At 72.8% G+C, this 25064-nt stretch carries 24 protein-coding genes and 1 pseudogene; 12 read left to right on the forward strand and 13 right to left on the reverse strand.

The genetic code is table 11. The features are described from left to right. Positions 1-244: 244 nt before the first annotated feature. The 3 genes from OHA98_RS35875 to OHA98_RS35885 all read left to right on the forward strand — a co-directional run bounded on the left by OHA98_RS35875 (position 245) and on the right by OHA98_RS35885 (position 2748). On the forward strand, positions 245-922 hold the full coding sequence (locus tag OHA98_RS35875; protein ID WP_266931902.1) for a pyridoxal 5'-phosphate synthase: 678 nt from the start codon (positions 245-247) through the stop codon (positions 920-922). A 273-nt stretch (positions 923-1195) separates the two neighbouring features. Then, the gene (gene htpX, locus OHA98_RS35880) at positions 1196-2104 is read left to right on the forward strand and encodes a zinc metalloprotease HtpX (protein WP_266931903.1); all 909 of its coding nucleotides are present in this window, start codon (positions 1196-1198) and stop codon (positions 2102-2104) included. Between the two features lie 59 nt (positions 2105-2163). Continuing rightward, positions 2164-2748: a hypothetical protein gene (locus OHA98_RS35885; protein ID WP_266931904.1), complete on the forward strand. Its 585-nt coding sequence runs from the start codon at positions 2164-2166 to the stop codon at positions 2746-2748. Between the two features lie 220 nt (positions 2749-2968). Here the strand turns inward: OHA98_RS35885 and OHA98_RS35890 are convergent, their stop codons facing one another. Together OHA98_RS35890 and OHA98_RS35895 are read right to left on the reverse strand one after the other, a co-directional pair. Next, on the reverse strand, positions 2969-3382 hold the full coding sequence (locus tag OHA98_RS35890; RefSeq protein ID WP_266931906.1) for a Zn-ribbon domain-containing OB-fold protein: 414 nt from the start codon (positions 3380-3382) through the stop codon (positions 2969-2971). Next, positions 3379-3831, reverse strand: a complete 453-nt coding sequence (locus tag OHA98_RS35895) for a DoxX family protein (protein ID WP_266931907.1) — start codon at positions 3829-3831, stop codon at positions 3379-3381. The genes OHA98_RS35890 and OHA98_RS35895 overlap by 4 nt, the downstream gene beginning before the upstream one ends. Before the next feature lie 185 nt (positions 3832-4016). Between OHA98_RS35895 and OHA98_RS35900 the strand changes: the two genes are divergently transcribed. Both OHA98_RS35900 and OHA98_RS35905 read left to right on the forward strand, forming a co-directional pair. Continuing rightward, a complete protein-coding gene (locus OHA98_RS35900; RefSeq protein ID WP_266931908.1) occupies positions 4017-5189 on the forward strand; it encodes an NAD(P)/FAD-dependent oxidoreductase in 1173 nt (390 codons plus the stop codon). A 154-nt stretch (positions 5190-5343) separates the two neighbouring features. After that, positions 5344-6321 (forward strand): AraC family transcriptional regulator, encoded by a 978-nt coding sequence (locus OHA98_RS35905; RefSeq protein WP_266931910.1) that lies wholly within the window; start codon positions 5344-5346, stop codon positions 6319-6321. A gap of 249 nt (positions 6322-6570) precedes the next feature. Here the strand turns inward: OHA98_RS35905 and OHA98_RS35910 are convergent, their stop codons facing one another. After that, positions 6571-7419, reverse strand: a complete 849-nt coding sequence (locus OHA98_RS35910; protein ID WP_266931911.1) for an NAD(P)H-binding protein — start codon at positions 7417-7419, stop codon at positions 6571-6573. Between the two features lie 329 nt (positions 7420-7748). Here OHA98_RS35910 and OHA98_RS35915 point away from each other — a divergent pair, with 329 nt between their 5' ends. The 5 genes from OHA98_RS35915 (at position 7749) to OHA98_RS35935 (ending at position 12298) form a co-directional block, all read left to right on the forward strand. After that, a complete protein-coding gene (locus tag OHA98_RS35915; RefSeq protein WP_266931912.1) occupies positions 7749-9977 on the forward strand; it encodes an acetate--CoA ligase family protein in 2229 nt (742 codons plus the stop codon). Positions 9978-10056: 79 nt separating this feature from the next. Next, positions 10057-10890, forward strand: a complete 834-nt coding sequence (locus OHA98_RS35920; RefSeq protein WP_266931914.1) for an enoyl-CoA hydratase/isomerase family protein — start codon at positions 10057-10059, stop codon at positions 10888-10890. A 65-nt stretch (positions 10891-10955) separates the two neighbouring features. After that, positions 10956-11564: a flavin reductase family protein gene (locus OHA98_RS35925; RefSeq protein ID WP_266932560.1), complete on the forward strand. Its 609-nt coding sequence runs from the start codon at positions 10956-10958 to the stop codon at positions 11562-11564. Between the two features lie 85 nt (positions 11565-11649). Then, positions 11650-11994, forward strand: coding sequence for a type II toxin-antitoxin system RelE/ParE family toxin (locus OHA98_RS35930; protein ID WP_266931915.1), 345 nt, complete (start codon positions 11650-11652; stop codon positions 11992-11994). 4 nt (positions 11995-11998) lie between these two features. Beyond that, complete coding sequence (locus OHA98_RS35935; RefSeq protein WP_266931916.1) at positions 11999-12298, forward strand: helix-turn-helix domain-containing protein; 300 nt, start codon at positions 11999-12001, stop codon at positions 12296-12298. A gap of 39 nt (positions 12299-12337) precedes the next feature. Here the strand turns inward: OHA98_RS35935 and OHA98_RS35940 are convergent, their stop codons facing one another. From OHA98_RS35940 to OHA98_RS35950, 3 genes and pseudogenes are all read right to left on the reverse strand, one after another. Continuing rightward, positions 12338-13690, reverse strand: a complete 1353-nt coding sequence (locus tag OHA98_RS35940) for an MFS transporter (RefSeq protein WP_266931918.1) — start codon at positions 13688-13690, stop codon at positions 12338-12340. A gap of 126 nt (positions 13691-13816) precedes the next feature. Beyond that, positions 13817-14209: a DUF2809 domain-containing protein gene (locus tag OHA98_RS35945; protein ID WP_266932562.1), complete on the reverse strand. Its 393-nt coding sequence runs from the start codon at positions 14207-14209 to the stop codon at positions 13817-13819. Between the two features lie 44 nt (positions 14210-14253). Further along, positions 14254-14945, reverse strand: a pseudogene (locus OHA98_RS35950) (MFS transporter). 154 nt (positions 14946-15099) lie between these two features. Between OHA98_RS35950 and OHA98_RS35955 the strand changes: the two are divergent. After that, a complete protein-coding gene (locus OHA98_RS35955; protein WP_266931919.1) occupies positions 15100-16092 on the forward strand; it encodes a GlxA family transcriptional regulator in 993 nt (330 codons plus the stop codon). A gap of 153 nt (positions 16093-16245) precedes the next feature. Here the strand turns inward: OHA98_RS35955 and OHA98_RS35960 are convergent, their stop codons facing one another. From OHA98_RS35960 to OHA98_RS35970, 3 genes are all read right to left on the reverse strand, one after another. Continuing rightward, positions 16246-17295: a Zn-dependent alcohol dehydrogenase gene (locus OHA98_RS35960; RefSeq protein ID WP_266931920.1), complete on the reverse strand. Its 1050-nt coding sequence runs from the start codon at positions 17293-17295 to the stop codon at positions 16246-16248. Continuing rightward, a complete protein-coding gene (locus OHA98_RS35965) occupies positions 17292-18431 on the reverse strand; it encodes an acyl-CoA dehydrogenase family protein (RefSeq protein ID WP_266931922.1) in 1140 nt (379 codons plus the stop codon). Before OHA98_RS35965 ends, OHA98_RS35960 begins: the two co-directional genes overlap by 4 nt. Positions 18432-18612: 181 nt before the next feature. Further along, on the reverse strand, positions 18613-19527 hold the full coding sequence (locus OHA98_RS35970) for an SDR family oxidoreductase (protein WP_266931924.1): 915 nt from the start codon (positions 19525-19527) through the stop codon (positions 18613-18615). A gap of 84 nt (positions 19528-19611) precedes the next feature. Between OHA98_RS35970 and OHA98_RS35975 the strand changes: the two genes are divergently transcribed. Continuing rightward, positions 19612-20538 carry a cyclase family protein gene (locus tag OHA98_RS35975; protein WP_266931925.1) on the forward strand — a complete coding sequence of 309 codons (927 nt, stop codon included), beginning with the start codon at positions 19612-19614 and terminating at the stop codon, positions 20536-20538. A 45-nt stretch (positions 20539-20583) separates the two neighbouring features. Here OHA98_RS35975 and OHA98_RS35980 read toward each other — a convergent pair whose 3' ends face one another. From OHA98_RS35980 to OHA98_RS35995, 4 genes are all read right to left on the reverse strand, one after another. Continuing rightward, complete coding sequence (locus OHA98_RS35980; RefSeq protein WP_266931927.1) at positions 20584-21153, reverse strand: ATP-binding protein; 570 nt, start codon at positions 21151-21153, stop codon at positions 20584-20586. 447 nt (positions 21154-21600) lie between these two features. Further along, positions 21601-22626 (reverse strand): acyl-CoA dehydrogenase family protein, encoded by a 1026-nt coding sequence (locus tag OHA98_RS35985; protein ID WP_266931929.1) that lies wholly within the window; start codon positions 22624-22626, stop codon positions 21601-21603. A 7-nt stretch (positions 22627-22633) separates the two neighbouring features. Next, positions 22634-23788 (reverse strand): acyl-CoA dehydrogenase, encoded by a 1155-nt coding sequence (locus tag OHA98_RS35990; RefSeq protein WP_266931931.1) that lies wholly within the window; start codon positions 23786-23788, stop codon positions 22634-22636. 10 nt (positions 23789-23798) lie between these two features. Next, positions 23799-25004: an amidohydrolase family protein gene (locus tag OHA98_RS35995; protein ID WP_266931932.1), complete on the reverse strand. Its 1206-nt coding sequence runs from the start codon at positions 25002-25004 to the stop codon at positions 23799-23801. Positions 25005-25064: the final 60 nt, after the last annotated feature.

Here is a 25064-nt window from a genome sequence, read left to right on the forward strand (position 1 = left end):
GGACTGAGGGCCAACGGGGGAGCGAGCTGGGGGCGGACCGAGAGAGGACGGGCCGAGGGGGCGGGGCCGGGGGGCGGGGTCGAGAGAGGACGGGGCCGAGGGGCGGGGCCGGGGGGACGGGGTCGAGAAGGTCGGGGCCGAGGGGGCGGGCGGCCCGCTCGCACAGCCACGACCGGCGCGGTCCCGCGCGACTCACCGGGCCGCGTGAGCCGTGACTCACGGGCTGCGTGAATGATGAGGCCGCATGAACGACGCGACCTCCGACACCCAGCGCGCTTTCCGCGACCTTCTGCACGCCCAGCGCGTCTGGGACACCGACCTTCCCGGCTTCGACCCGGCCACCGCACCGCACTCCCCCGTACCCCTCTTTCACGCCTGGTTCGCCGAGGCCGTGGCCGCCGGGCAGCCCGAGCCGCACACGATGACGCTGGCCACCGTCGACGCGGGGGGCCACCCCGACGTACGGACGCTGATGCTGCACGACGTGGACGACCGGGGCTGGCACTTCGCCACGCACGCCACCAGCGCGAAGGGCCGCCAGCTCGCCGCCCGCCCGTACGCCGCGCTCGGCTTCTACTGGCCGGCCCAGGGGCGGCAGGTACGCGTCCGCGGCCCGGTCACCGTGTGCGCCCCGGCCGAGAGCAGCGCCGATCTGCACGCCCGGTCCACCGGGGCACTGGCCGCGGCCCTGACCGGGTCGCAGAGCGACGTCCTCGGCTCCGGCGAGGAGCTGGCCCGCGCCGCCGACGCGGCCTGGGAGCGGGCACGGGCGGAGCCGGACGCCGAGGTGCCGACCTGGACGCGCTACACGGTCGAGCCGCACGAGGCCGAGTTCTTCCAGGGCGACGCCCGGCGACGGCACATCCGGCTGCGCTACCGCCTGGAGGACGGGGCGTGGGTGCGGGAACTGCTCTGGCCCTGAGACGGCACCCATTTAGACCGACCGGCAAATGGAGGGCGGCGTCGCGGGGCTGGGTACGCACATCTGCGGCGTTGTCGTCAATCACCATGGCTCCTTCCCCAAGCTCTCGGCTGCGCTCGAGCAGGGGAGACCCCATCTGCCTCAATCCTCCGCCTTGCAGCCGCACGCACCCAGCCCCGCTCCTTCTCCCGCCCCCCATTTGCCGGTCGGTCTTATTCGATTTCAACAAAAAAGGGGCACTATGGGAGACAGGTGAGCTGTTGGGAGGCACCGATGCCACGAGCCCGTTCGCGGTACGCCCCGGACCGCGGTCTGACCACCCGCATGGTGAGCACCATGTTCTTCATCGGTCTGCTGTACGTCGTTCTCGTCGGCGTACTCCTGGCGGTGCTGCGTGGGTCCTGGCCGATCATCCTGATCATCACGGGCGGCCTCTTCGTCGCCCAGTTCTGGTTCAGCGACCGCATCGCCGCGTACGGCATGGGGGCCCGCGAGGTCACCCCCGAGCAGGCCCCTGAGCTGCACGGTGCGATCGACCGGATCTGCGCCCTGGCGGACATGCCCAAACCGCGGGTGGCGATCGCGCGGAGCGACGTACCGAACGCCTTCGCCACCGGCCGCAGCGAGCGGACCGCCCTCGTCTGCGCCACCACCGGACTGCTCCGCAGACTGGAACCCGAGGAGCTGGAGGGTGTCCTCGCGCACGAGATGTCGCACGTCGCGCACCGCGATGTCGCCGTCATGACGATCGCGTCGTTCCTCGGAGTGCTGGCGGGCGTCATCACCCGGGTGGCCCTGTGGGGCGGCTTCGCCCGCAGCCGGGGCAATGACCCGGCGGGCATCATCGTGATGCTGATCCCGCTGATCAGCGCCGTCGTGTACGCGCTCAGCTTCCTGCTGACCCGGCTGCTCTCCCGCTACCGCGAGCTGTCCGCCGACCGCACGGCCGCCCTGCTCACCGGCCGTCCCTCGGCCCTCGCCTCGGCCCTGACCAAGGTCAGCGGCCAGATGGCCCGCATCCCCACCGAGGACCTGCGCAAGGCGGAGCCGTACAACGCCTTCTACTTCGTCCCGGCCTTCTCCTCCAAGGAGAGCCTGGGCAGGCTGCTCTCCTCGCACCCCACCCTCGAACAGCGCCTCGACCAGCTGGCCCGCATCTCGGCGGACCTGTCCCGCCCGTAGGAACACCGCTTCCGGCGACCCGCCCCAGGGCCCCGCCCGATTCCCGAAGGAGAAGCCCCGTGGGCCTGCTCGACTCGATCCTCGGCCGGAGCAAACCGGTCCGCCCCGACCTCGACCAGCTCTTCGCCGTCCCCTCGGCCGCGCTCACCCTCCAGGCCGGCGCGGGCTTCGCACCGACGGGCCTGGGGTCGGTGTGCTTCGCGGGGGTGGAGGGCGGCGGCTTCGCCCGGGTCCAGGAGGACGTACGGGAACTGCTGGACGCGGACACGGGCCGGGGCGGCGTCCCGGTGGAGTTCAGCCGTGACACGTACGGCTACACCTGGCTGCTCACCCGCCGGCCGCCCGAGGACACGGCCGCGCTGGTGAACGACCTCCACGCGGTGAACACCCTGCTCCAGGACGGCGGTTTCGGCCCGCACCTGCTCTGCTCCCTGATCGGCTTCCGGGACCGGGAGGGGCGCCCACTCGCGCTGGTGTACCTCTACAAGCGCGGCACGTTCTATCCCTTCGCCCCGGTGCCGGGCAGTACCGAGAAGCGTGACAACCAGCTGGAGTTGCAGGTCAGGGCCACACTCGGCGACGACCTGCGAGTGGAGAAGGACCTCGCCCGCTGGTTCCCGGTCTGGGGCGCGCCGGGGCTGTGAGACGGGGCTGTGAGACGGCGACCCCGGGGAGGAATTCACGGCCGCGGGTTCAGCGCTCATGGCCTGGGGACGACTCGGCACGACGGCCTGGGGACGACTCGGAACGACGACTTGGGAACGACTCGGAACGACGACTTGGGAACGACTCGGCACGACGGCTTCGGAACGCGGCCGGGCCGGTCGCCGGCCTCCCATCGAGTGGCCCACGGGCCGCCGGGGTTCAGCCTCGCGGCCGGAAGACCGCGACGGCCTCCCGCCCCTCCTCCTGCCGGAACGTGACCCGGAGCGGCATCCCGATGGCCAGGTCCGCCTCCGCGCAGTCCACGATCTCCGTCATCATCCGGGGCCCCTCTGCCAGGTCGACGACGGCGGCGGCGTACGGGGTGCGGGTGCCGAAGGGCGGCAGGTCGTTGCGGTGGACGACGGACCAGGTGTAGAGCGTGGCGAGGCCGGACGCCCGTTCCCAGGTCACGTCCTCGCTCCAGCAGTGCGGGCAGAACTCGCGGGGGTAGTGGTGGGCGCGCCCGCAGGCCGCGCAGCGGCGCAGGAGCAGGTGGCCCTCGGCGGCCGCGTCCCAGTAGGGGCGGGTGAAGGCGTCGGGCTCCGGCAGGTCGTAGCGGGGGGCGGCCGTCACAGGAAGAGTCCGATCGCTTCGTCGAGGGACCAGGTCTGCCAGGACATGGCGAACAGGGCGACGAGGGAGATCAGCGCCATCATCGCGTTCTGCCCCTGCTCGGCCCAGTCGTGGATCATCAGGACCAGATAGAGCAGGTTGAGCAGCAGCCCGGCGACCAGGGCGACCGGGGTGAGGAATCCGGCGACCAGGCCGAGTCCCAGGGCGAGTTCGGCGTACACGACGAGGTGGGCCATGACCTTGGGGCGTGGCGCGACGACGCGTTCGAAGCCGGTGCGCACCACCGCCCATCGGTGCTTGCCCGCCACGTCGGCCGCCCAGGCGATGCCCGTGCCCCGCTCGAACCAGCCCTTCTTGTCCTTGTGCCGCCAGCTCTCCAGCCACCACAGGCCGAGTCCTATACGGAGGACGGCCAGCCATTCCGCTCCGCCCAGCCAGATGGTCTGCATCAGGGCCCCTCCCGGTCGCGAATCTGACGGCACGTCAGTTCACCTGATGGCGACCGGAGTCCGCAAGGGGCGCGCTCGACCGGAGTGAGCGAGGAGGCCCTCGCGCAGGCACTCGTGATCAATTCGCAATCGATTTCCGCCTTGACCGAGACCCATCAACACCGCACGCCATTACGCTCCGAAGCATGTCCGAGCGCGCGTCCCTCACCGGCCCGTCCACCAGACCCGTCTATGTCATCGGCGGCGGTCCGGGCGGACTCGCCGTCGCCGCCGAACTGCGCGCGCGGGGACTGCGGGCGGTGGTCCTGGAGAAGTCGGACGCCGTCGGCGCGTCCTGGCGCCGCCACTACGACCGGCTGCGCCTGCACACGACCCGCCGCTGGTCGGCCCTGCCGGGGCTGGCGATGCCGCGCCGGTTCGGCCGGTGGGTGTCCCGGGACGATGTCGTGCGGTACCTGGAGAAGTACACCGATCACCACGAGCTGGAAGTGGTGACGGGCGTCGAGGTGTCCCGCGTCGACCGGACCGCCGACGGCACCGGCTGGCAGCTCGCCGCCAGCGGCGGCCGGGTGCTGACCGGGCAGGCGGTCGTGGTGGCCACGGGCCACAACCACACTCCGCGCACACCCGCGTGGCCGGGCCTCGACACGTTCACCGGGGAGCTGGTGCACGCCTCGGAGTACCGCGCCCCCGCCCCGTACGCGGACAAGGACGTCCTGGTCGTCGGCATCGGCAACACCGGGGCGGAGATCGCCGTGGACCTGGTGGAGGGCGGCGCTTCCCGGGTACGGATCGCGGTACGCACCGTCCCGCACATCGTGCGCCGGTCCACCGCCGGCTGGCCCGCGCAGGCGACCGGCATCCTCGTGCGCCGGCTGCCCGTACGGCTCGTCGACCGGGCCGGGCGGCTGCTGTCCCGGATCGCCGTGCCCGACCTCGCCGGACAGGGCCTCCCCCGCCCGGACACGGGCCTCTACTCACGGGTCAAGGACGGGGCGATCCCGGTCCAGGACGTGGGGCTGATCGACGCGGTGAAGAGCGGCCGGGTGGTCCCGGTGGCCACCGTGGAGTCCTTCGACGGGGACACGGTGGTGCTGGCCGACGGCACCCGGATCACCCCGGACGCGGTGATCGCGGCGACCGGCTACCGGCGGGCCCTGGAGAACCTGGTCGGCCACCTGGACGTACTGGACGCGCGGGGCAGGCCGGTGACGCACGGCGGCCGTGCGCCCAAGCAGGCACCCGGCCTGTACTTCACCGGATTCACCAACCCGATCAGCGGCATGTTCCGCGAAATGGCCCGGGACGCCGGGAAGATCGCCCACAGCATCGCGAAGCGCACGGCACGCGCGGCCTGAACCGTACGGGCGCGCGAACCGTACGGGCGGCCGGGACAGTACCGGCGCCGGGACCTCGGCCCCGCGCGCCCGCCCGGGGCCGGAACCATGGCCGCCCGTCCGCGGCCCATGGGCGATCGTCCGGAGCGGCACCGGAACTGCGTACGGTTGGACCATGGACGTGTTCGACGAACTGTTGCGGGGCGTGCGGGGCAAGGGGGCGGTGTTCGGCCGTTCGGTGCTGTATCCGCCGTGGTCCCTGCGGTTCACGGACGGGGCGTACCTGACCCTGTGCGTGCCGCTGAGGGGGGCCGGGTGGATCGTCCCGGAGGGCGGCGGCGCGCCGCACCGGGTGGGGCTCGGCGAGGCCGCGATCGTACGGGGTCCGGCGCCGTTCCTCTTCACCGACGAACCGGCCGCGGGGACGAGGCCGGGGACGGGGACCCCGGTACGGGAGGTGCGCTGGCCCGACGGCCGGCCGGGCGAGGGCCCGGCCGACGACGACGAGCTCACCGGCCCCACCGTCCTGCTGGCCGCCACCTACGACGTACAGGCGGAGGTGCCGCAGCGGCTGCTCCGGGTACTGCCCCCGGTACTCGTCGTGCCGGACGACCATGACTGCACGGCGATGCGCGACTACCTGGAGGCCCAGATCGCCGGGGTACGGCCCGGTCGGCAGATCGTGCTCGACCGACTGCTGGACTGGCTGCTGGTGTGCACGCTGCGGGACTGGTTCGACCGCCCCGAGGCGGATCCGCCCAAGTGGTACCGCGCCCTGGGCGACGACGTGGCGGGGCCCGCCCTGCGCGCGATGCACGAGGACCCGGCCCACCCGTGGACGACGGCCGGGCTGGCGACCCGGGCCGGGGTGTCGCGGACGACGCTGGCGAAGCGCTTCACGGAAATCGTCGGGGAGGCGCCGGTGGCGTATCTGACCGAGTGGCGCATGACCCTGGCGGCCGACCTGCTCACCCGCCCGGAACTGACGGTGGCGGCCGTGGCCCGCCGGGTGGGGTACGCGGACGCCTTCGGCTTCAGCGCGGCATTCAAGCGGCTCCGGGGCGAGAGCCCGAGCGCGTACCGCCGGGCGGCCGGGTCCCTCCCGCGCCCGGAGCGGAGAGAACGGCAAGAACGGGAAGCCCCGGCGGGCTGAATCGCGGGCTCCGGATCGGGGGACATCCGGATCGTGGGAGGTCGGGATCGTGGGAGGTCGGGATCGGGCGGCTTCGGACCGGGGGCTCCGGATCGGGGGGAGAAGCCGGGCCGGGCCGGTGGGCCGGGCCGGTGGACACGGTAGCCACCGCCCCCATGCCCCACCGGCCCCATGCCCCACCCGCGCGCCCGCCCCTCCCCGCGCGCCCGCCTCTCCCCGCGCGCCGCACTCCAGCCTCTCCCCGCACGCTCACGCCTGCCAGGCGCCCCCCGCGGCCGCGTCCCGTACGAACTCGGCGAAGTCGCGCGGCTCCCGGCCGAGCGCGCGCCGTACCCCGTCGACGACCGGGGCCTCCTGGCTGGTCCGGACCGGCTTCAGCGCGTCGGTCCAGAGCGCGGCCTCGACGTCCGGGACCCCCTGGGCGACGAGCCCGGCCCGGAAATCCGCCTCGTCGACGGGGACATAGCGGGCCCGCTGCCCGGTGGCCACGGCGATCTCGGCGAGTACGTCGTCGATACCGAGCGCCCGGGTGCCGGACAGCTCGTACACCTGCCCCGCGTGGCCGTCCTCGGTGAGCGCGGCGACGGCCACCGCCGCGATGTCCTCGGCGTCGACGAACGCGGCCTTGCCGTCCCCGGTGGGCAGCATGAGTTCACCGCCGGTCACGCCGTCGGCGAAGACGCCCTCGCTGAAGTTCTGGGCGAACCAGCCCGGCCGCAGGATCGTCCACTCGACTCCGGAGGCCCGCACCGCGGCCTCCCCCTGGGCGTGCGGCCCCTCACCGTCGTACGAGGCCCCGAAGTACCCCGGCACGTTCGCGCCCCGGGCCGACAGCAGCACCAGCCGCCGCACTCCGCTCGCCACCGCCTGCTTCACCAGGGCGGGGGTCGGCGAGGGCGAGATGTCGTACGGAACGATGTAGGCGGCCGCGACCCCGTCGAGGGCCGCCGCCCAGGTGCCGGGGTCCGCCCAGTCGAACGGGATCTCCGCGGACCGGGAGGCGATGCGGGGCTCCACGCCCCGCTCACGGAGCTGTGCGGCCACCCGGCGGCCGGTCTTGCCGGTGCCGCCGATCACGAGAACAGTTTCGTTTGTCATGACTGAAGCCTGTCCCGGCGGACGCCTCACGGCCATGTCCCGGAATCCGGGATGAATGTCCGCGCGTCCGGACCCCGGCCGTCCGCACTCCGGGCCCCCGGGCCACCGGGCGGTGTGCGCTCCCGGCCGCCCGTGTTCCGGGCCCCGGCAGCGGGCCGCACCGGCCCCGGGCCCCGCGGTTCCGGGGCGACAGTGCGTACGCGTTACGTCCCAACCATTCCTGACGGGCCGTCAGTTCAGTAACCTGACAAGGTGTCAGCTATGGAACGGGGCCCCGGCCGACTCCGCGGGGCCCGGTCGGACTCCATCGAGCAGAAGTGGGCGGAACGATGCTTGGATCGACTCACGGCACCCTCACCACCGACTTCCGCGCCCGGGTGGTGGCCTGCGGCGAGGAGCCGCACGCCGCCGTCGTCAGCATGACCACCACCTCGGCGGAGGGCGGCCTCGACGTCAGCGGACGGCCACTGCACGCGGCCGTGCCCGACCTCGACCGGTTCTTCCGGCCACGCTCCGTGGCCGTCGTCGGGGCATCCGACACCGAGGGACGGCCCAATACCGGGATCACCCGGCAGCTCATCGCCTGGGCCGAGCGGGTGGGGGCGCGGCTGTACCCGGTGCACCCCACGCGGGAGGCCGTGTTCGGGCGGGCCTGCTCCCCCTCCGTGGCCGATCTGCCGGAACAGGTCGACCTGGCGGTACTGCTGGTCGGCGACCCCCTTCCGGTCATCGAGGAACTCGCCGAGGCCAAGGTGAGGTTCGCCGTGGCCTTCGCCTCCGGATTCGCCGAGACCGGGGAGGCGGGCGCCGCCGCGCAGGCCCGGCTGACGGCCGCCGTGGAGCGGTCCGGGCTGCGGCTGCTCGGGCCGAACACCAACCTCAACGCCTTCGAGGAATTCCGGGAGGACCTGGACGGACCGGCGATCGCCCTCATCACCCAGTCCGGTCACCAGGGCCGCCCCGTCTACACGCTCCAGGAGCTGGGCATCCGGCTCTCCCACTGGGCACCCACGGGCAACGAGGCCGATCTGGAGACCGCCGACTTCATCTCGTACTTCGCCGAGCGCCCCGAGGTCGGGGCCATCGCCTGTTACGTCGAGGGCCTCAAGGACGGCCGCGCCTTCCTCCTCGCCGCGGACCGGGCGGCCCGTGCCGGGGTCCCCGTCGTGGCGGTCAAGGTGGGGCGTACGGAGGCGGGCGCCCGGATGGCCGCGTCACACACCGGCAAACTGACCGGCGCCGACCAGGTGGTGGACGCCGCGATGCGGCAGTTCGGGGTGATCCGGGTGAACGGACTCGACGAACTCCAGGACACCGCCGCGCTGCTGGCCCGAGCCAGGCCGCCGAAGGCCGACGGGGTCGCGGTGTATTCGATCTCGGGCGGCACGGGCGCGCACTTCTCCGACCTGGCCACCGGGGCGGGGCTCAGCCTGCCCACCCTGTCCGAGGAGAAGCAGAACGAGCTGCACGCCTGGATACCCGGCTATCTGAACGTCGCCAACCCGATCGACAACGGCGGTCACCCGGTCGGTGACTGGCGCGGCCGCAAGATCATCGACGCGATCCTCGCGGACCCGGCCGTCGGGGTGCTGATCTGTCCGATCACCGGCCCCTTCCCCCCGATGAGCGACCGGCTCGCGCAGGACCTGGTGGACGCGGCGGAGACCACGGACAAGCTGGTGTGCGTGGTCTGGGGCTCGCCCGTCGGCACGGAGGACGCCTACCGCAGGACGCTGCTCGGCTCGTCCCGGGTCGCCACCTTCCGTACCTTCGGCAACTGCATCACCGCCGTGAAGGCCTATCTGGACCACCACCGCTTCGCCTCCGGCTACCGCTCGCCCTTCGACGAGGCGCCGCGCACCCCGTCGCCGTCGTTCCGCAAGGCGCAGGCCCTGATGCGCCCGGGACGCCAGCTGAGCGAGCACGCGGCGAAGCAGCTGCTGCGCGCGTACGGCATTCGCGTACCGCGCGAGCAGCTGGTGACCAGCGCGGCGGCGGCCGTACGCGCGGCCGGGCTGGTCGGCTACCCCGTCGTCATGAAGGCGTCCGGCGCCCAGCTCGCCCACAAGACCGAGCTGGGCCTGGTGAAGGTCCGGCTCACCTCCGCCAGCCAGGTCCGCGACGCGTACCGGGAGCTCACGGACATCGCCCGCTTCGAGTCCATCGACCTGGACGGGGTCCTGGTCTGCCAGATGATCGAGCGGGGCGTCGAGATGATGGTCGGCGTCACCCAGGACGCCCTGTTCGGGCCGACCGTCACCGTGGGGCTCGGCGGCGTCCTGGTCGAGGTGCTGCACGACGCGGCGGTCCGCGTGCCGCCGTTCGGCGAGGACCAGGTCCGGGACATGCTCGGCGAGCTGCGGGGCCGGGCGCTCCTGGAGGGTGTACGCGGCGGAGCGCCGGCCGATGTCGACGCACTCGTGGAGGTCGTGCTCCGGGTACAGCGCATGGCTCTGGAGCTGGGCGGTGACCTCGACGAACTGGACATCAACCCCCTGGTGGTACTGGGGCGGGGGCAGGGCGCGGTGGCCCTGGACGCGCTGGCCGTCTGCCGCTGACCCCGTACGCCTCGCCCGTCTCCCCCGGAAGCCCGTGCCCCTGCCCCTGCCCGCGACTCCCCTGCCATGGAGCTGCCCCATGCCGTCCTCCCCCGAAGACACCACCGAGTCCGTCGAACCCGTTGAGTCATGGGTACTCCACACCACTGACAACGGCGTCTCCTGGATCACTCTCAACCGGCCCGACGCCATGAACGCCGTCACCTGGGACCAGCGCGAACGCGTCATCGCCCTGCTCGCCGGAGCCTCCGCCGACCCCACCGTGCGGGCTGTCGTCCTCACCGCCACCGGCCGCGGCTTCTGCGCGGGAGCGGACCTGCGCGGCGCCCCGGCCACCGGCGGCGAACGTGTACCCGGAGATGTCGCCCGTACGATCCGGCTCGGCGCGCAGCGGCTGATCGCCGCCGTCCTGGACTGTGAGAAGCCGGTGATCGCCGCCGTCAACGGGACCGCGGCCGGCCTCGGCGCGCACCTCGCGTTCGCCTGCGATCTGGTGCTGGCCGCCGAATCGGCGAAGTTCATCGAGGTGTTCGTACGCCGGGGTCTCGTGCCGGACGGCGGGGGCGCGTATCTGCTGCCGCGGCTGATCGGGCCGCAGCGCGCGAAGGAGCTGATGTTCTTCGGGGACGCGCTCCCGGCGGCGGAGGCGGAGCGTATGGGGCTGGTCAACAGGACCGTGCCGGACGCGGAGCTGGCGAAGACCGCCGGGGAGTGGGCGCGGCGGCTGGCCGAAGGGCCCACGCGGGCCATCGCGCTGACGAAGGAGCTGGTGAACGCCTCGCTGGACAGCGACCGGGCGACGGCGCTGGCCGCCGAGGCGATGGCCCAGGAGATCAATATGACGACGCGGGACGCGAACGAGGGGGTCGCGAGCTTCGTGGCGCGGCGTGCGCCGAAGTACCGGGGACTGTAGGGGTCGCGCCCCTTCCTGTCTGACGGCTCGTCAGTTCTAATGGAGGTGTGATGGGACACGCAGGCATGGCCGCAACCGCCGTCCGTTACCTCAGGTCCGCCGGTGCCGGAACCACCGCCCCGGCCCCCCTGGACCCGCTGCCGCGGCCCGAGCTCAGAGCGGTCCGGGAGGACGAGCGTCCGCCGGTGGACCCGGGCGAATTCCGGCGCGTGCTGGGGCACTTCGCGACGGGCGTCACCATCGTCACCGCACGGGACGCGGACGGCCCGGCCGGTTTCGCCTGCCAGTCGTTCGCCTCGCTCTCCCTCGATCCGCCGCTGGTCGTCTTCCTGGTCGCCCGGACATCGACGACCTGGCCGCGCATAGCCCGCGCCGGGGTCTTCTGCGTCAACATCCTCGGCGCGGACCAGGGCGCGCTGTGCCGGGGGTTCGCGGTGAGCGGCGCCGACAAGTTCGCCGGGGTGGCGTACGAGGACGCCCCCGCGACCGGGTCACCGCTCCTGCGCTCCGTACCGGCCTGGGTCGACTGCCGCATCCGGACCGTCCACACGGGCGGCGACCACCTGATCGTGGTCGGCCGGGTGGAGGCGCTGGGGACGGCGGAGGAGGGGGACGGGGCGGGGCCGGATCCACTGCTGTTCCACCGGGGAGCGTTCGGGCGGTTCAGCGGCTGACGGACGGCACCGCCACCCCCACCCGATCGAGTACACCTGGGCGGTATCCCCAAGAGACGGCTACGCTGTACATAACGTTGCTGTTATGACGTGGGGCACGGTAGAGCTGGAGCCGGAGGTGGAACAATGGTTCCTCGGGTTGAACGACGCCCATCGCGGTACGGTCGCCTTCTACGTGGACCTGTTGGCCTCCCGCGGCGCACTGCTCGGAGATCCGTACACCCGGCAGCTGGACGGCAAGCTCAGGGAACTCCGGTTCCATCTGGATTCCCGGTCGCTCCGCGTCACGTACTGGATCACTTCGGAGCGTCGGATCATCCTGCTGACCGTGTTCCGAAAGCAACGCATGCGGGAGACCGGAGAGGTGGAGCGCGCCCGGCGGGCCATGGTGCGCTGCGTCGCCCAACAGCACACGGCGAGCGAGGAGTGACGCCATGACCGAGGGCAGAAGCTGGAGCGACCTGCGGGACGAGGCCCTGGCGTCGCCGGAGGCCAGGGAATCCTACGAAGCCACCCGCATCCGCTTCGAGCTGGGCAGCGCCGTGCGCGCGCGGCGGGAATCCCTCGGCCTGACCCAGACACAGCTCGGGCAGGCAGCCGGACTGCGACAGTCCGCGGTCGCGCGATTCGAGGCCGGCGGGACCATGCCGACACTCCCCCTGCTGGAACGGCTCGCGGCCGCGCTCGGCATGCGCCTGAACGTCGGCCTGGAGCCGCTCGACCGGGCGAGCTGATCCGTTCGGGCGGTTCAGCGGCTGAACCGCCCGCGGGTCTCAGGCAGGTGACGGCGTCTTCCGCCGGATCACCAGGGCCATCAGGGCCGCCGTCGCGCACAGCGCGCCCGCCGCGTACCAGACCATGTCGTACGAACCGAACGTGTCCCGTGCCACGCCGCCGAGGAACGCCACCGCCGCCGCGCCGACCTGGTGCGAGGCCAGGACCCAGCCGAAGACGATCGTGCTGTCCTCGCCGTACTGTTCGCGGCACAGCGCCATGGTCGGCGGGACCGTCGCGACCCAGTCCAGGCCGTAGAAGACGATGAAGAAGATCATCGGCGGATGGACGGAGGGCGCCATCAGCATCGGCAGGAAGAGCAGCGAGACGCCGCGCAGCGCGTAGTAGACGGCGAGCAGGCGGCGGGCGTCGAAGCGGTCGGTGAACCAGCCGGAGAAGACCGTGCCGATGACGTCGAAGACCCCGACGACCGCGAGCAGCGAGGCCGCGGCCGTGATCGGCATGCCGTGGTCGTGGGCCGACGGGACGAAGTGGGTGCGGATCAGGCCGTTGGTCGAGGCCCCGCAGATCGCGAAGGTGCCCGCGAGCAGCCAGAACGGGCCCGTCCGGGCCGCGTCGCACAGGACGCGCACCGCTCGCCCCGCCGCGCCCCTGCCCGGCGCGGGCTTCGCCACGTACGTGCCGCCGTACGGAGCGAGGCCCACATCGGCCGGGTGGTCGCGCATCAGGAGCCAGACGAACGGGACGACCACGAGGGCCGCCAGCGCCACGGTCACCGAGGCCGGGCGCCAGCCGTGTTCGTCGACGATCCAGGCGCAGAGCGGCAGGAACACCAGCTGGCCGGAGGCGCCGGCCGCCGTGAGGACACCGGTGACCAGCCCGCGCCGGGCGACGAACCAGCGGTTGGTGACCGTCGCGGAGAACGCCATCGCCATCGAACCGGTACCGAGCCCGACGAGCAGCCCCCAATAGATCATCAGCTGCCACGCCGCCGTCATCCAGACGCCGGCCAGCGCCCCGGCGGCCACCATGCTCAGCGCGATGACGACCACCCGACGGATGCCGAACCGGTCCATCAGCGCCGCGGCGAAGGGCGCCGTCAGCCCGTACAGCGCCATGTCGATCGAGACGGCCAGCCCGATCTCCCCTCGCGACCAGCCGAACTCCGTGTGCAGCGGGTCGATGAGCAGGCCGGGAAGCGAGTTGAACGCCGCACCGCCGATGATCGTCACGAAGGTGACGGCGGCGACGATCCAGGCCCGGTGGACACGCGGGCGGGAACGGCGTCCTGGCGTCGCATCCCCGGTGCCGGGCCCCGCGCCGCCGGTGCCGGTCCACCGGCTGTCTTCCCTGGCGGCGCTTTCGGTTGTCTGATTCACGTCGTTCAGCATCCGGCCGAGGGGCGGACGCGTACGAGTGGCCGGAGGGACACGGTTCGCAGGGATCGGGCCATACGACGGCCACGTCCCACGCCCCGGACGGATCGGGCCGTACGACGGCCACGCCCCATCACCCGCCTATCCGGCGGCCGCACCACCCCGCCCCCGGACCCACGCGGCCCCCGCCGCCCACACCGTGTGCGCGCCGTACGCCGCCCCCGCCCCCACCGCGTACCAAAACAGGTCAGGGGCGTTGAACGTCGAGCCGAGCACCAGCCGGGCCGCCGCGCTGCGCGCGGACAGTTCCGCCGGAACGCCGGTCAGCTGGGCGAACTCCACCGCCCAGCTGAACGCCAGCGCCGCCCCCGCAGCGCCCCCCGGCCGCACCCTCGGCGCGACCAGCACCACCAGGGCATGGATCAGCACCGTGTACAGCGCGTCCCCCGCGTACTTGGCGACGTCCCCGCCCGCCACCGAGCGGATGCCGAGCCCGGCGGTCACGGTCAGCACCGCCGCGCCCGCCGCCCACATCCGGGTACGTACGGCCGCCCGCGCGCCCCCGGCCACGCCCGCCGTCATCCCTTCCGCTCCAACCTACGGATCGGCCGGGCCATCAGCAGCACGGCCACCGCCAGCACACTGATCACCGCCCCGGCCAGCAGCACTTCCGGCGCGCCCACCGCCTCCGCCACCGGTCCGGCCAGCGCGCGGCCCGCCGCCACCATCAGGAGCGAACCCGCCACGTCATAGGCGTGCAGCCGGTTCAGGGCCTGGGGCGGAACGTGGGTCTGGACCGTGGTCGACCACATCACCAGCCAGAACGCGAACGCCGCGCCGGCCACGAACTGGCCCACGCCCAGCGCGAACACCGGCATCGCGAGCCCCAGCACCACCAGGTTCACCACCGTGGCCGACAGCGCCGCGGCCCCCGCCGCGAGCGGTCTGCGCGGTCTCAGCCGCAGGGCGAGCAGGCCACCGACCACGCTGCCCGCGCCGTTCACCGCCATCATCACGCCGTACGTCCCCGAGCCGTGCGCCTCGGTGACCTGGACCGCGGTGAGCGGGAGGCCGCCAGCGCGAACCCCACGGACGAGGTGGGACGGCCCGCGCCGAGCAGACCCGCCGTGAGCGCCACGGGGATCATCCCGTCACCGAAGAGGGCGACGGTGCGGGCGACGAAGAAGTACCGGAAGTTGCGGTTCCAGAGCTCACCGGAACCGGTTCCGCCCGCCGCCCCCGGCACCGCCCCCAGCACCGTCCCCGGCACCGCCCCGGGCAGCCGCGGCGAGGGTGGCGGCGGGGGCGGAACCAGGTCGCGTCCCGCACCGGGAATGGACGCGTCGTCTCTCGGCTTCTCGATCACAGCAGTGACATGTACCAGCTTTTGGTCTATACCAGCTAGTGGGATAAGGAGGTCCGCCTTGCCGCACCGTGTCGTCGTCCTGGCCCTTGATGGGCTGCTCCCCTTCGAACTGGGCATCCCCCAAAGGATCTTCGGCCGCTCCCTGGGCGTGGAGCCCCACAACAGGGGCCGGAAGCTGTACGAGGTCATGACCTGCTCCGTACGCCCGCCGGGCCCCGTCCGCACCGACGCGGACTTCACGATCACCGTCGAACACGGACCGGAGGCACTGGCCACCGCCGACACCGTCGTGGTCCCCACCTCCTACGAGCTGGGCCCGGTCCACACGGAGGGCAGGCTCACCGAGGAGCTGGCGGCCGCCTTCGCGTTCGTCCGGCCGGGCACCCGGATGGTGTCCATCTGCACCGGCAGTTACGTCATCGCCGCCGCCGGGTATCTGGACGGACGGCCCGCCACCACGCACTGGTCCTCCGCCGACCACTTCCAGCGGACCTTCCCGAACGTCCGCGTCGACCCGGACGTCCTGTTCATCGACGACGGCGACGTCCTCACCTCCGCCGGGGTCGCCGCCGGGATCGACCTCTGCCTGCACATCGTCCGCCGCGACCACGGCACCGCCGTCGCCAACGAGATCGCCCGCCTCACCGTCGTACCCCCGCACCGGGACGGCGGACAGGCGCAGTACATCCACCGGCCCGTACCCGAACCGCAGTTCGCGACGACCACCTCCGCCCGCGCCTGGGCACTGGGGCGGCTGGACCGGCCGATCCTGCTGCGGGACATGGCGCAGCAGGAGGCGATGAGCGTACGGACGTTCACCCGCCGCTTCCGCGAGGAGGTCGGGGTCAGCCCCGGCCAGTGGCTGTCCCAGCAGCGGGTGGAACGGGCCCGGCACCTGCTGGAGTCCACGGACCTGTCGATCGACCAGGTGGCGCGGGACGCGGGTTTCGGCACGGCGACCTCGCTGCGCCAGCACATCCAGGCGGCGCTGGGCGTGCCGCCGACCGTGTACCGGCGCACCTTCCGGACGACGGCCGGGCTGGAGCACTGACCCCGCGTACGGCGGGGCATCGGGAGCCCTGCCCGCCCCACCCCGCCGTACGCGGCCCGCACCCACCCCCGGCGTACGCGGCACATACGCGGCCCGCCCCGCCCCGGCGTGCACGCGGCCCGGCGTACGCGGCGCACACGCGGCCCCCGGGCCTCAGAACACCAGCACTCCCCGCGCCACCCGCCCGTGGTGCGCGTCGTCGGCCGCCTTGGCGAAGTCCTCCACCGGGTACGTCCTGGTCACCAGCTCGTCCAGGAGCAGCCGGCCCTCCCGGTACAGCTCGGCGTAGAGCGCGATATCGCGCTGCGGGCGCGACGATCCGTACCGGCAGCCCAGGATCGACTTGTCCAGATACATCGACGAGACCAGGAACGACGCCTCGGCCGTCGCCGCCGGAACACCCAGCAGGATCGCCTGGCCGTGCCGGTCCAGCAGGTCGATCGCCTGCCGGATCAGTTCGGTGCGGCCCACGCACTCGAAGGCGTGGTCCGCGCCGTTCGGCAGGATGTCCCGCACGCCCTCGGCCGAGGTCAGGAAGTGCGTGGCGCCGAACTGCCGGGCCACCGCCTCCTTCTCCGGGTTCGCGTCGACGGCGACGATGGTCAGGGCACCCGCGATCCGGGCCCCCTGGATCACGTTGAGGCCGATGCCGCCCGTGCCGATGACGACGACGGTCTCACCGCGGTCGACCTTCGCCCGGTTGAGTACGGCGCCGACTCCCGTGAGGACCCCGCAGCCGATCAGGGCTGCGGAGGTCAGCGGCAGACCGGCCGGGATCTTCACCGCCTGTACGGCCTTGACCAGGGTCCGTTCGGCGAAGGCCGAGTTGGAGGCGAACTGGAACAGCGGCTTCCCGCCCCGCGAGAACGGCCGCCCCGGCCGGCCGATCGCCTTGCGGCACATCGTGGGGCGGCCCCGGTCGCACTGCGCGCAGGCCCCGCAGTTCGCCAGCGTGGACAGCGCCACATGGTCCCCGGGAGCCACATGCGTCACCCCGGCACCGACGGCCTCCACCACCCCGGCGCCCTCGTGGCCGAGGACCACCGGCGCGGGAAAGGGAATCGTGCCGTCGATCACGGACAGATCGCTGTGGCACAGACCCGCCGCGACCACCGCGACCAGCACCTCGCCGGGAGCCGGGTCGCGTATCTCCAGGTCGTCGACGACCTCGGTCCGCGTGCCGTCGAAAACGACGCCTCTCATCTCGGCTCCCTCGGTAGGCCGAGCACCCGCTCGGCGATGATGTTCCGCTGGATCTCGTCCGAACCGCCGTAGATGGTGTCGGACCTGGTGAAGAGGAACAGGCGCTGCGCTTCGTCGAGTTCGTACGGGTGGTGCTCGGACCACGCGGCCGGGCCGACGGCCCCCGCCGGTCCCTTGATCAGCACGGCCAGCTCGCCGAGCCGCTGATGCCAGCCGCCCCACAGCAGCTTGGCCACACTGGGTGCACCGGGGTCGTCGGTGGCGCCGAGGGTGCGCAGGGCGTTCCAGCGCATCGTCCGCAGCTCGGCCCACTGGCGTACCAGCCGCTCCCGCAGTACGGGGTCGGTGACGGCGCCGCTCTCCACGGCGGCGCGCACCACCCGGTCCAGCTCGGCGGCGAACCCGATCTGCTGGACCAGCGTGGACACCCCGCGCTCCAGGGCCAGCAGCCCCATGGCGACGGCCCAGCCGTTGCCCTCGCCGCCCACCACCTCCGCGGCGCGCGCCCCGTCGAAGAAGACCTCGTTGAACTCGCTGGTCCCCGACATCTGGCGGATCGGCCGCACCTCGATACGGCCCGGCTGGTCCATCTCGACCAGCAGGAACGACAGCCCCCGGTGGCGGGTGGACCCGGGCTCGGTGCGGGCCAGGACGAAGCACCAGTCGGCGTCCCGGGCCAGCGAGGTCCAGATCTTCTGCCCGGTGACGGCATGGCCGCCCGCCCCGTCCCGTACGGCGGCGGTCCGCACCCCGGCGAGGTCGGAACCGGCGTCCGGTTCGCTGTACCCCTGGCACCACAGCGTCTCGCCCAGGGCGATGCCGGGCAGGAAGCGCCGCCGCTGCTCCTCGGTGCCGTACGCGATCAGGGTCGGGGCGAGGAGGTTCTCGCCGATGTGGCCGACACGGGCCGGGGCTCCGGCCGCGGCGTACTCCTCGGCCCAGACGACCTGCTGGACCAGGCTCGCGCGGCGGTTGCCGTAGCCCGGCTCCGGGGTGTCCCAGCCGAGGCCGATCCAGCCGTCCCGGCCGAGCGCGCGTTCCCAGGCGCGGGGGCTGTCGGCCGGGAGACCCGCCTCCAGCCAGGCGCGGGCCCGCGTGCGGAACGCCTCGTCCTCGGGTCCGAAACCGAAGTCCATGCGTGCCTCCTGTTTCTGTACGGGGGTGGCCCGGGTGCGCCGGGTGGCCCGGGTGCGCCGGGCGGGCCGGCCGACGGGCGGGTCGGCCGGACCGGGTCTGCCGGACCGGGTCGGCCGGACCGGTCCGGCCCGGTCCGAGCGGGGTGACGGGCGGCCGGCCGGTGCGCGGGCAGTGGCGTGGTCAGCCGTTCGGGCGGGCGCCCGCCTTGGCCGCCGCCGCCATCTCCTCCAGCCGGGCCAGCATCGGCATCGGGTCCACCCCCACCGTCCCGGGCAGGAAGTCGGCGATCCTCTCGGGGGTCCAGGCGCCCTCCGCGTACCCCGCCCGCAGCTCCCTCGGCTGGGCCCAGACCGCGATCTTCGGTCCCGCGATCGTGTACACCTGGCCGGTGATCCTCTCCGCCCGCGCGCGTTCGCTCAGCAGGTACACGACGAGGGCCGCCACATCCTCCGGCTCACCGATCTCGGCCAGTTCCATCGGCACATTGGCGGACATCCGGGTGCGGGCCACCGGGGCGACCGCGTTCGCCGTGACGCCGTACTTGTGCAGACCGAGCGCCGCGCTGCGGACCAGCGAGATGATCCCGCCCTTGGCGGCGCTGTAGTTGGCCTGGGCCACGCTGCCCTGGTGGTTGCCGCTGGTGAAGCCGATCAGCGTGCCGCCGCCCTCCTGCTTGCGCATCACCGCCGACGCGGCGCGGAACACCGTGAAGGTGCCCTTGAGATGGGTGGCGAGGACCGGGTCCCACTCCTCCTCGGACATGTTGAAAAGCATCCGCTCACGCAGGATCCCGGCGACGCACACCACCCCGTCGATCCTCCCGAACCGTGCGAGGGCCGTATCCACGATCCGCCGGCCGCCCTCCATCGTGGAGATGTCGTCGGCGACCGCCACCGCCTCCCCGCCCGCCGCCTCGATCTCCTTGACGACGGCCCGCGCGACCTCGCTGCTGGGCTCGCCGCCCTCGATGGAGACGCCGTAGTCGTTGACGACGACCTTCGCGCCCTCGGCGGCGGCGGCGAGTGCGACCGCCCGCCCGATGCCCCGGCCGGCCCCGGTGACGGCCACCACCCTGCCTGCCAAGAAGTTCCCCATGCCCGGCCCCTTCCCGCGGTTTCTGACGGACCGTTAGATTTTACGGGTAGTCAGATACTCCGGCACAAGCCCCAGGAGGTCCCCATGTCCCTGCCGGCCGAGTTCCACGAGATCGCCGAGCGCGTCAGCAACTGGGGCCGCTGGGGCGCGGACGACGAGATCGGCACCCTGAACCTGATCACCGACGAGGTCGTACGGGAGGCCGCCGCCACCGTACGTACCGGCCGCCGCGTCGCCCTCGCGCTGCCGCTCCAGCAGGACGGCGTCCAGAGCGGGCTGATCCCGGGGCGGGTGAATCCGCTGCACACGATGGTCCAGATCAACCAGGAGCTCTTCGGCCCCGGCACCGTCGCCACCAGCGACGACGCCGTCACCATGGGGCTCCAGGCGGCCACCCACTGGGACGCGCTCACCCATGTCTCGCACGGCGGAAAGATCTACAACGGCCGCCCCGCCGCCTCCATCACCGCCCACGGCGGCGCGGAGTTCAGCTCGATCGCCGCCGTTCCGCACCTCGTCTCACGCGGGGTCCTGCTGGACGTGGCCCGCGCCCGGGGGGTCGACCGGCTGCCCGGCGGCCACGCCGTCACTCCCGAGGACCTGGACGCGGCGGAGGAGTTCGCGGGCCTGCGGGTCCGGGCCGGGGACATCGTGCTCGTACGGACCGGGCAGGTGCAGGTCTTCCTGGCGGGCGACAGACACGCCTACGGCTACCCGTCACCCGGCCTCTCGGTGCGGACGCCCGAGTGGTTCCACGCCCGCGATGTGGCCGCGGTCGCCAACGACACCCTGACGTTCGAGATCTTCCCGCCCGAGATCGAGGACCTGTGGCTGCCGGTGCACGCGCTCGACCTCGTCGAGATGGGCATGCTCCAGGGCCAGAACTGGAACCTCGAAAGCCTGTCCACAGCCTGTGCGGAGGAGCGGCGCCACGCCTTCCTGCTCTCGGCGATGCCGGAACCGTTCACCGGGGCCACCGGAACCCCGGTCGCCCCGGTGGCGATCCTGTAGCGGCCGATGCCGGTCGCGGGCGGCGCGCGAGGACGCGCTCCCCCGTTACGAGCGGTTCATGAAGACGCAGGAGGGCGCGCACGGCACCGCACCGTGCGCACCGCCGTGCGCACCGCCGTGAGCCATGCCGCCGGACGCGCCCCGGGGCCCGAAGTCCGCCCCGGGCGCGGCGCGGGGCCCCGACTGCTCCTGGATCACCGGGGGCCGCGCCGGTACGCACCGGTCGACCTCGCACCAGATCCGCTTTCCGGCGCCCTCGGGCTGCCAGCCCCAGCGGTCCGCGAGGCCGTCCACCAGTTCCAGGCCGCGGCCGTTGGTGTCGTCGCCCTCCGCGTGCCGCTGGAGCGGCGGGCGGTCACTGGCGTCGGCCACCTCGACCCGTACGGTCCCGGCCCCGCCCCCGGCCGAGCCGAACAGCATCCTCAGCACGGCCGGACAGCCGGTGTGGACGACCGCGTTGGTGACCAGCTCCGAGATGAGCAGGATGAGCGTCTCGGCGAGCGGTTCGTCGTCCCCTATCCCGGACCCGACCAGGCGCGAACGCGCCCATCTGCGGGCCCGCCCCACCTCCGCGGGATCCGGCCCGACCTCCAGCTGAACCTGAAGCACCTGCACCGCTCACACCATCCGAACCGGCGGACACATCGCCTCGCGCCTCCTCAGGGTCACGGAACGTGATTCCCTTGGGAGACAGCATGGTTGACGTACAGTCACCGCAACAAGCGCTTCGGGCATATTCCAGCGCGAAGGAGTACGCATGGTGCATACTGTGCGACGCACGTTGCGGGGAGTCGAACGAGAGCGCGCCGACGCCGCGGAATTCGCTTCCCGGGCAGGCCCGGCGCATCTCCCTGGACTGTGCGCGGGGCACCTCTTCCGGACGGGAGGCGCCGCACAGGCCGCACCCGGATCGTCCGGTTCCAGAACCACTCGCACCCGACGGAGCGTACCCGAGCCCGGCGCCGACTCCGGCCGGTGACGAACCGCGCGCAGGACACAACCGGGTATCGGAACGTCCCGGCTGCGCTGTGTCACGCCCGTTTCCGCCCGCCCGGCGACCCGCTACACGCGGGCGCCCGGGGCCCGGCCGGGCGGCTCCGCACGGCCCAGATCGCCCGCCAGGATCTCCTCCGCCTCCGCCGCGGTGAGCGAGCGGGCCGCCCGTACCCAGGCCCGTTTCAGGTGGAGGTGAACATCTGCTTCCCAGGTGAAGCCCATGCCGCCGTGTACCTGGAGGCAGTCCCGCGCGTTGCCGACGGCCGCCTCGTCGGCGAGCAGCTTGGCTCCCGCGATCTCCACCGCGTCCGCGGTCACGGCCGCCGCGTAGACGGCGACGCGAGCCGTCTCGACCCGGGTCAGCATCTGGGCGCAAAGATGTTTGACTGCTTGGAAGGAGCCGATCGGGGCACCGAACTGTTCGCGTTCACGGGCGTGTTGGACGGCCATTTCCAGGGTCCGGGCGGCGCTGCCGAGCTGTTCGGCGGCGGTCAGCACGGCTGCCTCTCCGCGCAGCCGTACCGCGTCGGCGGGCAGCGGATCCCCCCGGCCGGCGGGAGAGGCCACCCGGTGGAGCGGGGTGAGGGGGTCGAGCGACCGTACGGGGCGGGCCGCGCGCACCAGCGCGCGCAGCGGCTCCCCGGTCAGCACCCGGACGTCCTCCCCCCGCCCCAGGACGAGCAACGCGTCGGCGTCCGCGAGATCCGCCACCCTCCCACCGCCGCCGTCCCGGCCGACGCCCTCGCGGAAGCCGTCGTCGTACGCCACGGCCACCGCGGCCCGCCCTTCCGCGGCGCCCTTCACCGCACCGGCGGCGAGATGGGTGCCCACCAGGGGGCCGGGCAGCAGCACCCGCCCCGCCTCCTCGAAGAGCAGGACGGCCTCGGGGAGGCCGAGCCCCACCCCGCCCTCGTCCTCCGGCAGCCGCAGCGCGAAGAACCCGGCCGCGCCGAGCTCCCCCCACAGCTCCCGGCCGGCCCCCTCACCCCGGTCCAGGACCGCCCGCATCCGGTCCCTGCCGAAGCGGCCGGCGAGCAGTTCGCGCACGCCCGACCGCAAAGCCCGCTGATCCTCCGAGAGCTGGAAGTCCACAGTCCGCTCAGCGCCCCTTCGGCAGGCCGAGTATCCGCTCGGCGACGATGTTCCGCTGGATCTCCGAGGTGCCCGCGGCGATCGTGTACGAGAGGGAGGAGAGCCGGTCCAGGACCCACTCCCGGTCCAGATCGAGGCCGTCCGCGCCCAGCACCTCGGCGGCCGCCCCGTACAGCTCCTGACGGGCCCGCGAGTAGCGCAGCTTGAAGACGGAACCGCCGGTCCCGGGGACTCCGCCGCTGCGCTGCGCCTCGCTGACGTTCCACTGGGTGAGCCGCCACAGCGCCCGGAACTCCGCGTTCAGCCCGCCCAGCCTGCGGCGCAGCACCGGATCGTCCCAGCGGCCGTTCGCGCGTGCGGCGGCCGCCAGTTCGTCCAGGGTGCGGCGGCAGGCGACGACCTCGCCGACGAAGGCCGTACCGCGTTCGAAGGAGAGGGTGACCATGGTGACCCGCCAGCCGTCGTTCTCCGCGCCGACGCGGTGGGAGAGGGGCACCCGGACCTCGTCGAGGAACATCTCGGCGAACTCGGTGGATCCGGCGAGGGTGCGCAGCGGGCGGACGGTGACCCCGGGCGCGTCCATCGGCATGGCGAGCCAGCTGATGCCTCGATGTTTCGGCGCCGCCGGGTCCGTGCGTACGAGCAGTTCGCACCAGTCGGCGACCTCGGCGTGCGAGGTCCAGATCTTGCTGCCGCTCACCACGTAGTCGTCGCCGTCGCGGACCGCGCGGGTGCGCAGGGCGGCCAGGTCGGAGCCGGCGTCCGGCTCGCTGAAGCCCTGGCACCAGATCTCGTCCCCGCGCAGGACCGGCGGCAGCCAGCGGGCCCGCTGGGCGGCGGTGCCCTCGGCGGCGATGGTGGGCCCGGCGTGCAGCAGCCCGACGAAGTTCGCGCCGACGTACGGGGCTCCGGCCCGCTCCGTCTCCTCCAGGAAGATGAGGTGCTGGGTGGGGGTGGCGCCCCGGCCGCCCGCGTCGGGCGGCCAGTGCAGTCCGGCGTACCCGGCGTCGTACAGCGTCCGCTGCCAGTGCGTGTCGTACGCGCGGCGGGCGGGCCAGTCGTCGGGGGACGGTTTCGCGGGCAGCCCGGGGAGCACCGAGGCGAGCCATTCCCGCAGCCTCGCCCGGAACTCCTCCTCTTCCTCCGTGTACGCGAGATCCACGCCCGGCGCCCTACTTGGCCCGGTCGCGGTCGAGATCCAGACCGAGCATCCGGATCGCGTTTCCGCGCATCAGTTTGTAGACGGTCTCCTCGTCCAGTCCCTTGACGTGGTCGAGGGCGACCTCCTTGGTGTGCGGGAAGGTCGAGTCGACGTGCGGGTAGTCCGTCTCGAAGGTGGCGTTGTCGCGGCCGACGACGTCGAGGGACGCGATCCCGTGCTTGTCGCGGAAGAAGCAGCAGAACATCTGCCGGTAGTAGTACGTGGACGGCGGCTCGGGGATCAGACCGCGCACCCCGCCCCAGGCCCGGTGCTCCTCCCAGACGTCGTCGGCGCGTTCCAGGGCGTACGGGATCCAGCCCATCTGGCCCTCGCTGTACGCCAGTTTCAGCGTCGGGAACTTCACCAGGACCCCGCTGAAGAGGAAGTCCATCATCGAGGCCATCGCGTTGTTGAAGGAGAGCGACGCCTGCACGGCCGGGGGCGCGTCCGGGGAGGCGGCGGGCATCTGGGAGCTGGAGCCGATGTGCATGTTGACGACCGTGCCGGTCTCCTGGCAGACGGCGAAGAACGGGTCCCAGTAGCCGGTGTGGATGGACGGCAGTCCCAGGTAGGTGGGGATCTCGGAGAAGGTGACCGCCCGCACCCCGCGCGCGGCGTTGCGCCTGATCTCCGCGACGGCGAGGTCGATGTCCCAGAGCGGGATGATGCAGAGCGGGATCAGCCGGCCGCCGCTGTCGCCGCACCACTCCTCGACCATCCAGTCGTTGTAGGCGCGCACACAGGCGAGGGCGACCTCCTTGTCGTGCGCCTCGGCGAAGGTCTGCCCGCAGAAGCGCGGGAAGGTGGGGAAGCAGAGGGACGCCTCGACATGGTTGAGGTCCATGTCCTTGAGGCGTTCGGCGGGGTCCCAGCAGCCGGGCCGCATCTCCGCGCGGGTGATGCCCTCCAGGGTCATGTCGTCGCGGTCGAAGCCGACGGCGGCGATATTGCGCTTGTACGGGAACTTCAGGTCCTCGTAGATCCACCAGTCGGTCGGCGGCCCGTCCGGGTCCATCGTGATGACGTACTTGCCTCCCGTGTACGCCAGCTCGCCGATACCCGCGGTGAGCGGCTGCGGGCCGCGCTCGCGGTACTTGGCGGGCAGCCAGGTGGAGAAGAGGTGCGGTGGCTCGATCACGTGGTCGTCGACGCTGACGATCCGAGGCAGTTCCGTCATGGTGTCCCCTTCGGCGCGCTCGGCCTTTGGCTGATGACCCGGCCCATATCTGATGACCCG

It is taken from the genome of Streptomyces sp. NBC_00654, from assembly GCF_026341775.1.
In the GTDB taxonomy this organism is placed as follows: Bacteria; Actinomycetota; Actinomycetes; order Streptomycetales; family Streptomycetaceae; genus Streptomyces.

Bases quoted from the DNA above. Each gene is read 5' to 3' on its own strand.
- OHA98_RS35905 (WP_266931910.1), top strand. From the start codon at position 5,344: ATGGACGTGTTCGACGAACTGTTGCGGGGCGTGCGGGGCAAGGGGGCG.
- OHA98_RS35965 (WP_266931922.1), bottom strand. From the start codon at position 18,431: ATGGACTTCGGTTTCGGACCCGAGGACGAGGCGTTCCGCACGCGGGCC.
- OHA98_RS35995 (WP_266931932.1), bottom strand. From the start codon at position 25,004: ATGACGGAACTGCCTCGGATCGTCAGCGTCGACGACCACGTGATCGAG.
- OHA98_RS35935 (WP_266931916.1), top strand. From the start codon at position 11,999: ATGACCGAGGGCAGAAGCTGGAGCGACCTGCGGGACGAGGCCCTGGCG.
- htpX (WP_266931903.1), top strand. From the start codon at position 1,196: ATGCCACGAGCCCGTTCGCGGTACGCCCCGGACCGCGGTCTGACCACC.
- OHA98_RS35910 (WP_266931911.1), bottom strand. From the start codon at position 7,419: ATGACAAACGAAACTGTTCTCGTGATCGGCGGCACCGGCAAGACCGGC.
- OHA98_RS35875 (WP_266931902.1), top strand. From the start codon at position 245: ATGAACGACGCGACCTCCGACACCCAGCGCGCTTTCCGCGACCTTCTG.
- OHA98_RS35925 (WP_266932560.1), top strand. From the start codon at position 10,956: ATGGCCGCAACCGCCGTCCGTTACCTCAGGTCCGCCGGTGCCGGAACC.
- OHA98_RS35895 (WP_266931907.1), bottom strand. From the start codon at position 3,831: ATGCAGACCATCTGGCTGGGCGGAGCGGAATGGCTGGCCGTCCTCCGT.
- OHA98_RS35960 (WP_266931920.1), bottom strand. From the start codon at position 17,295: ATGAGAGGCGTCGTTTTCGACGGCACGCGGACCGAGGTCGTCGACGAC.
- OHA98_RS35975 (WP_266931925.1), top strand. From the start codon at position 19,612: ATGTCCCTGCCGGCCGAGTTCCACGAGATCGCCGAGCGCGTCAGCAAC.
- OHA98_RS35920 (WP_266931914.1), top strand. From the start codon at position 10,057: ATGCCGTCCTCCCCCGAAGACACCACCGAGTCCGTCGAACCCGTTGAG.
- OHA98_RS35970 (WP_266931924.1), bottom strand. From the start codon at position 19,527: ATGGGGAACTTCTTGGCAGGCAGGGTGGTGGCCGTCACCGGGGCCGGC.
- OHA98_RS35930 (WP_266931915.1), top strand. From the start codon at position 11,650: ATGACGTGGGGCACGGTAGAGCTGGAGCCGGAGGTGGAACAATGGTTC.
- OHA98_RS35900 (WP_266931908.1), top strand. From the start codon at position 4,017: ATGTCCGAGCGCGCGTCCCTCACCGGCCCGTCCACCAGACCCGTCTAT.
- OHA98_RS35945 (WP_266932562.1), bottom strand. From the start codon at position 14,209: ATGTGGGCGGCGGGCGCGGCGGTGCTGACCGTGACCGCCGGGCTCGGC.
- OHA98_RS35940 (WP_266931918.1), bottom strand. From the start codon at position 13,690: ATGCTGAACGACGTGAATCAGACAACCGAAAGCGCCGCCAGGGAAGAC.
- OHA98_RS35915 (WP_266931912.1), top strand. From the start codon at position 7,749: ATGCTTGGATCGACTCACGGCACCCTCACCACCGACTTCCGCGCCCGG.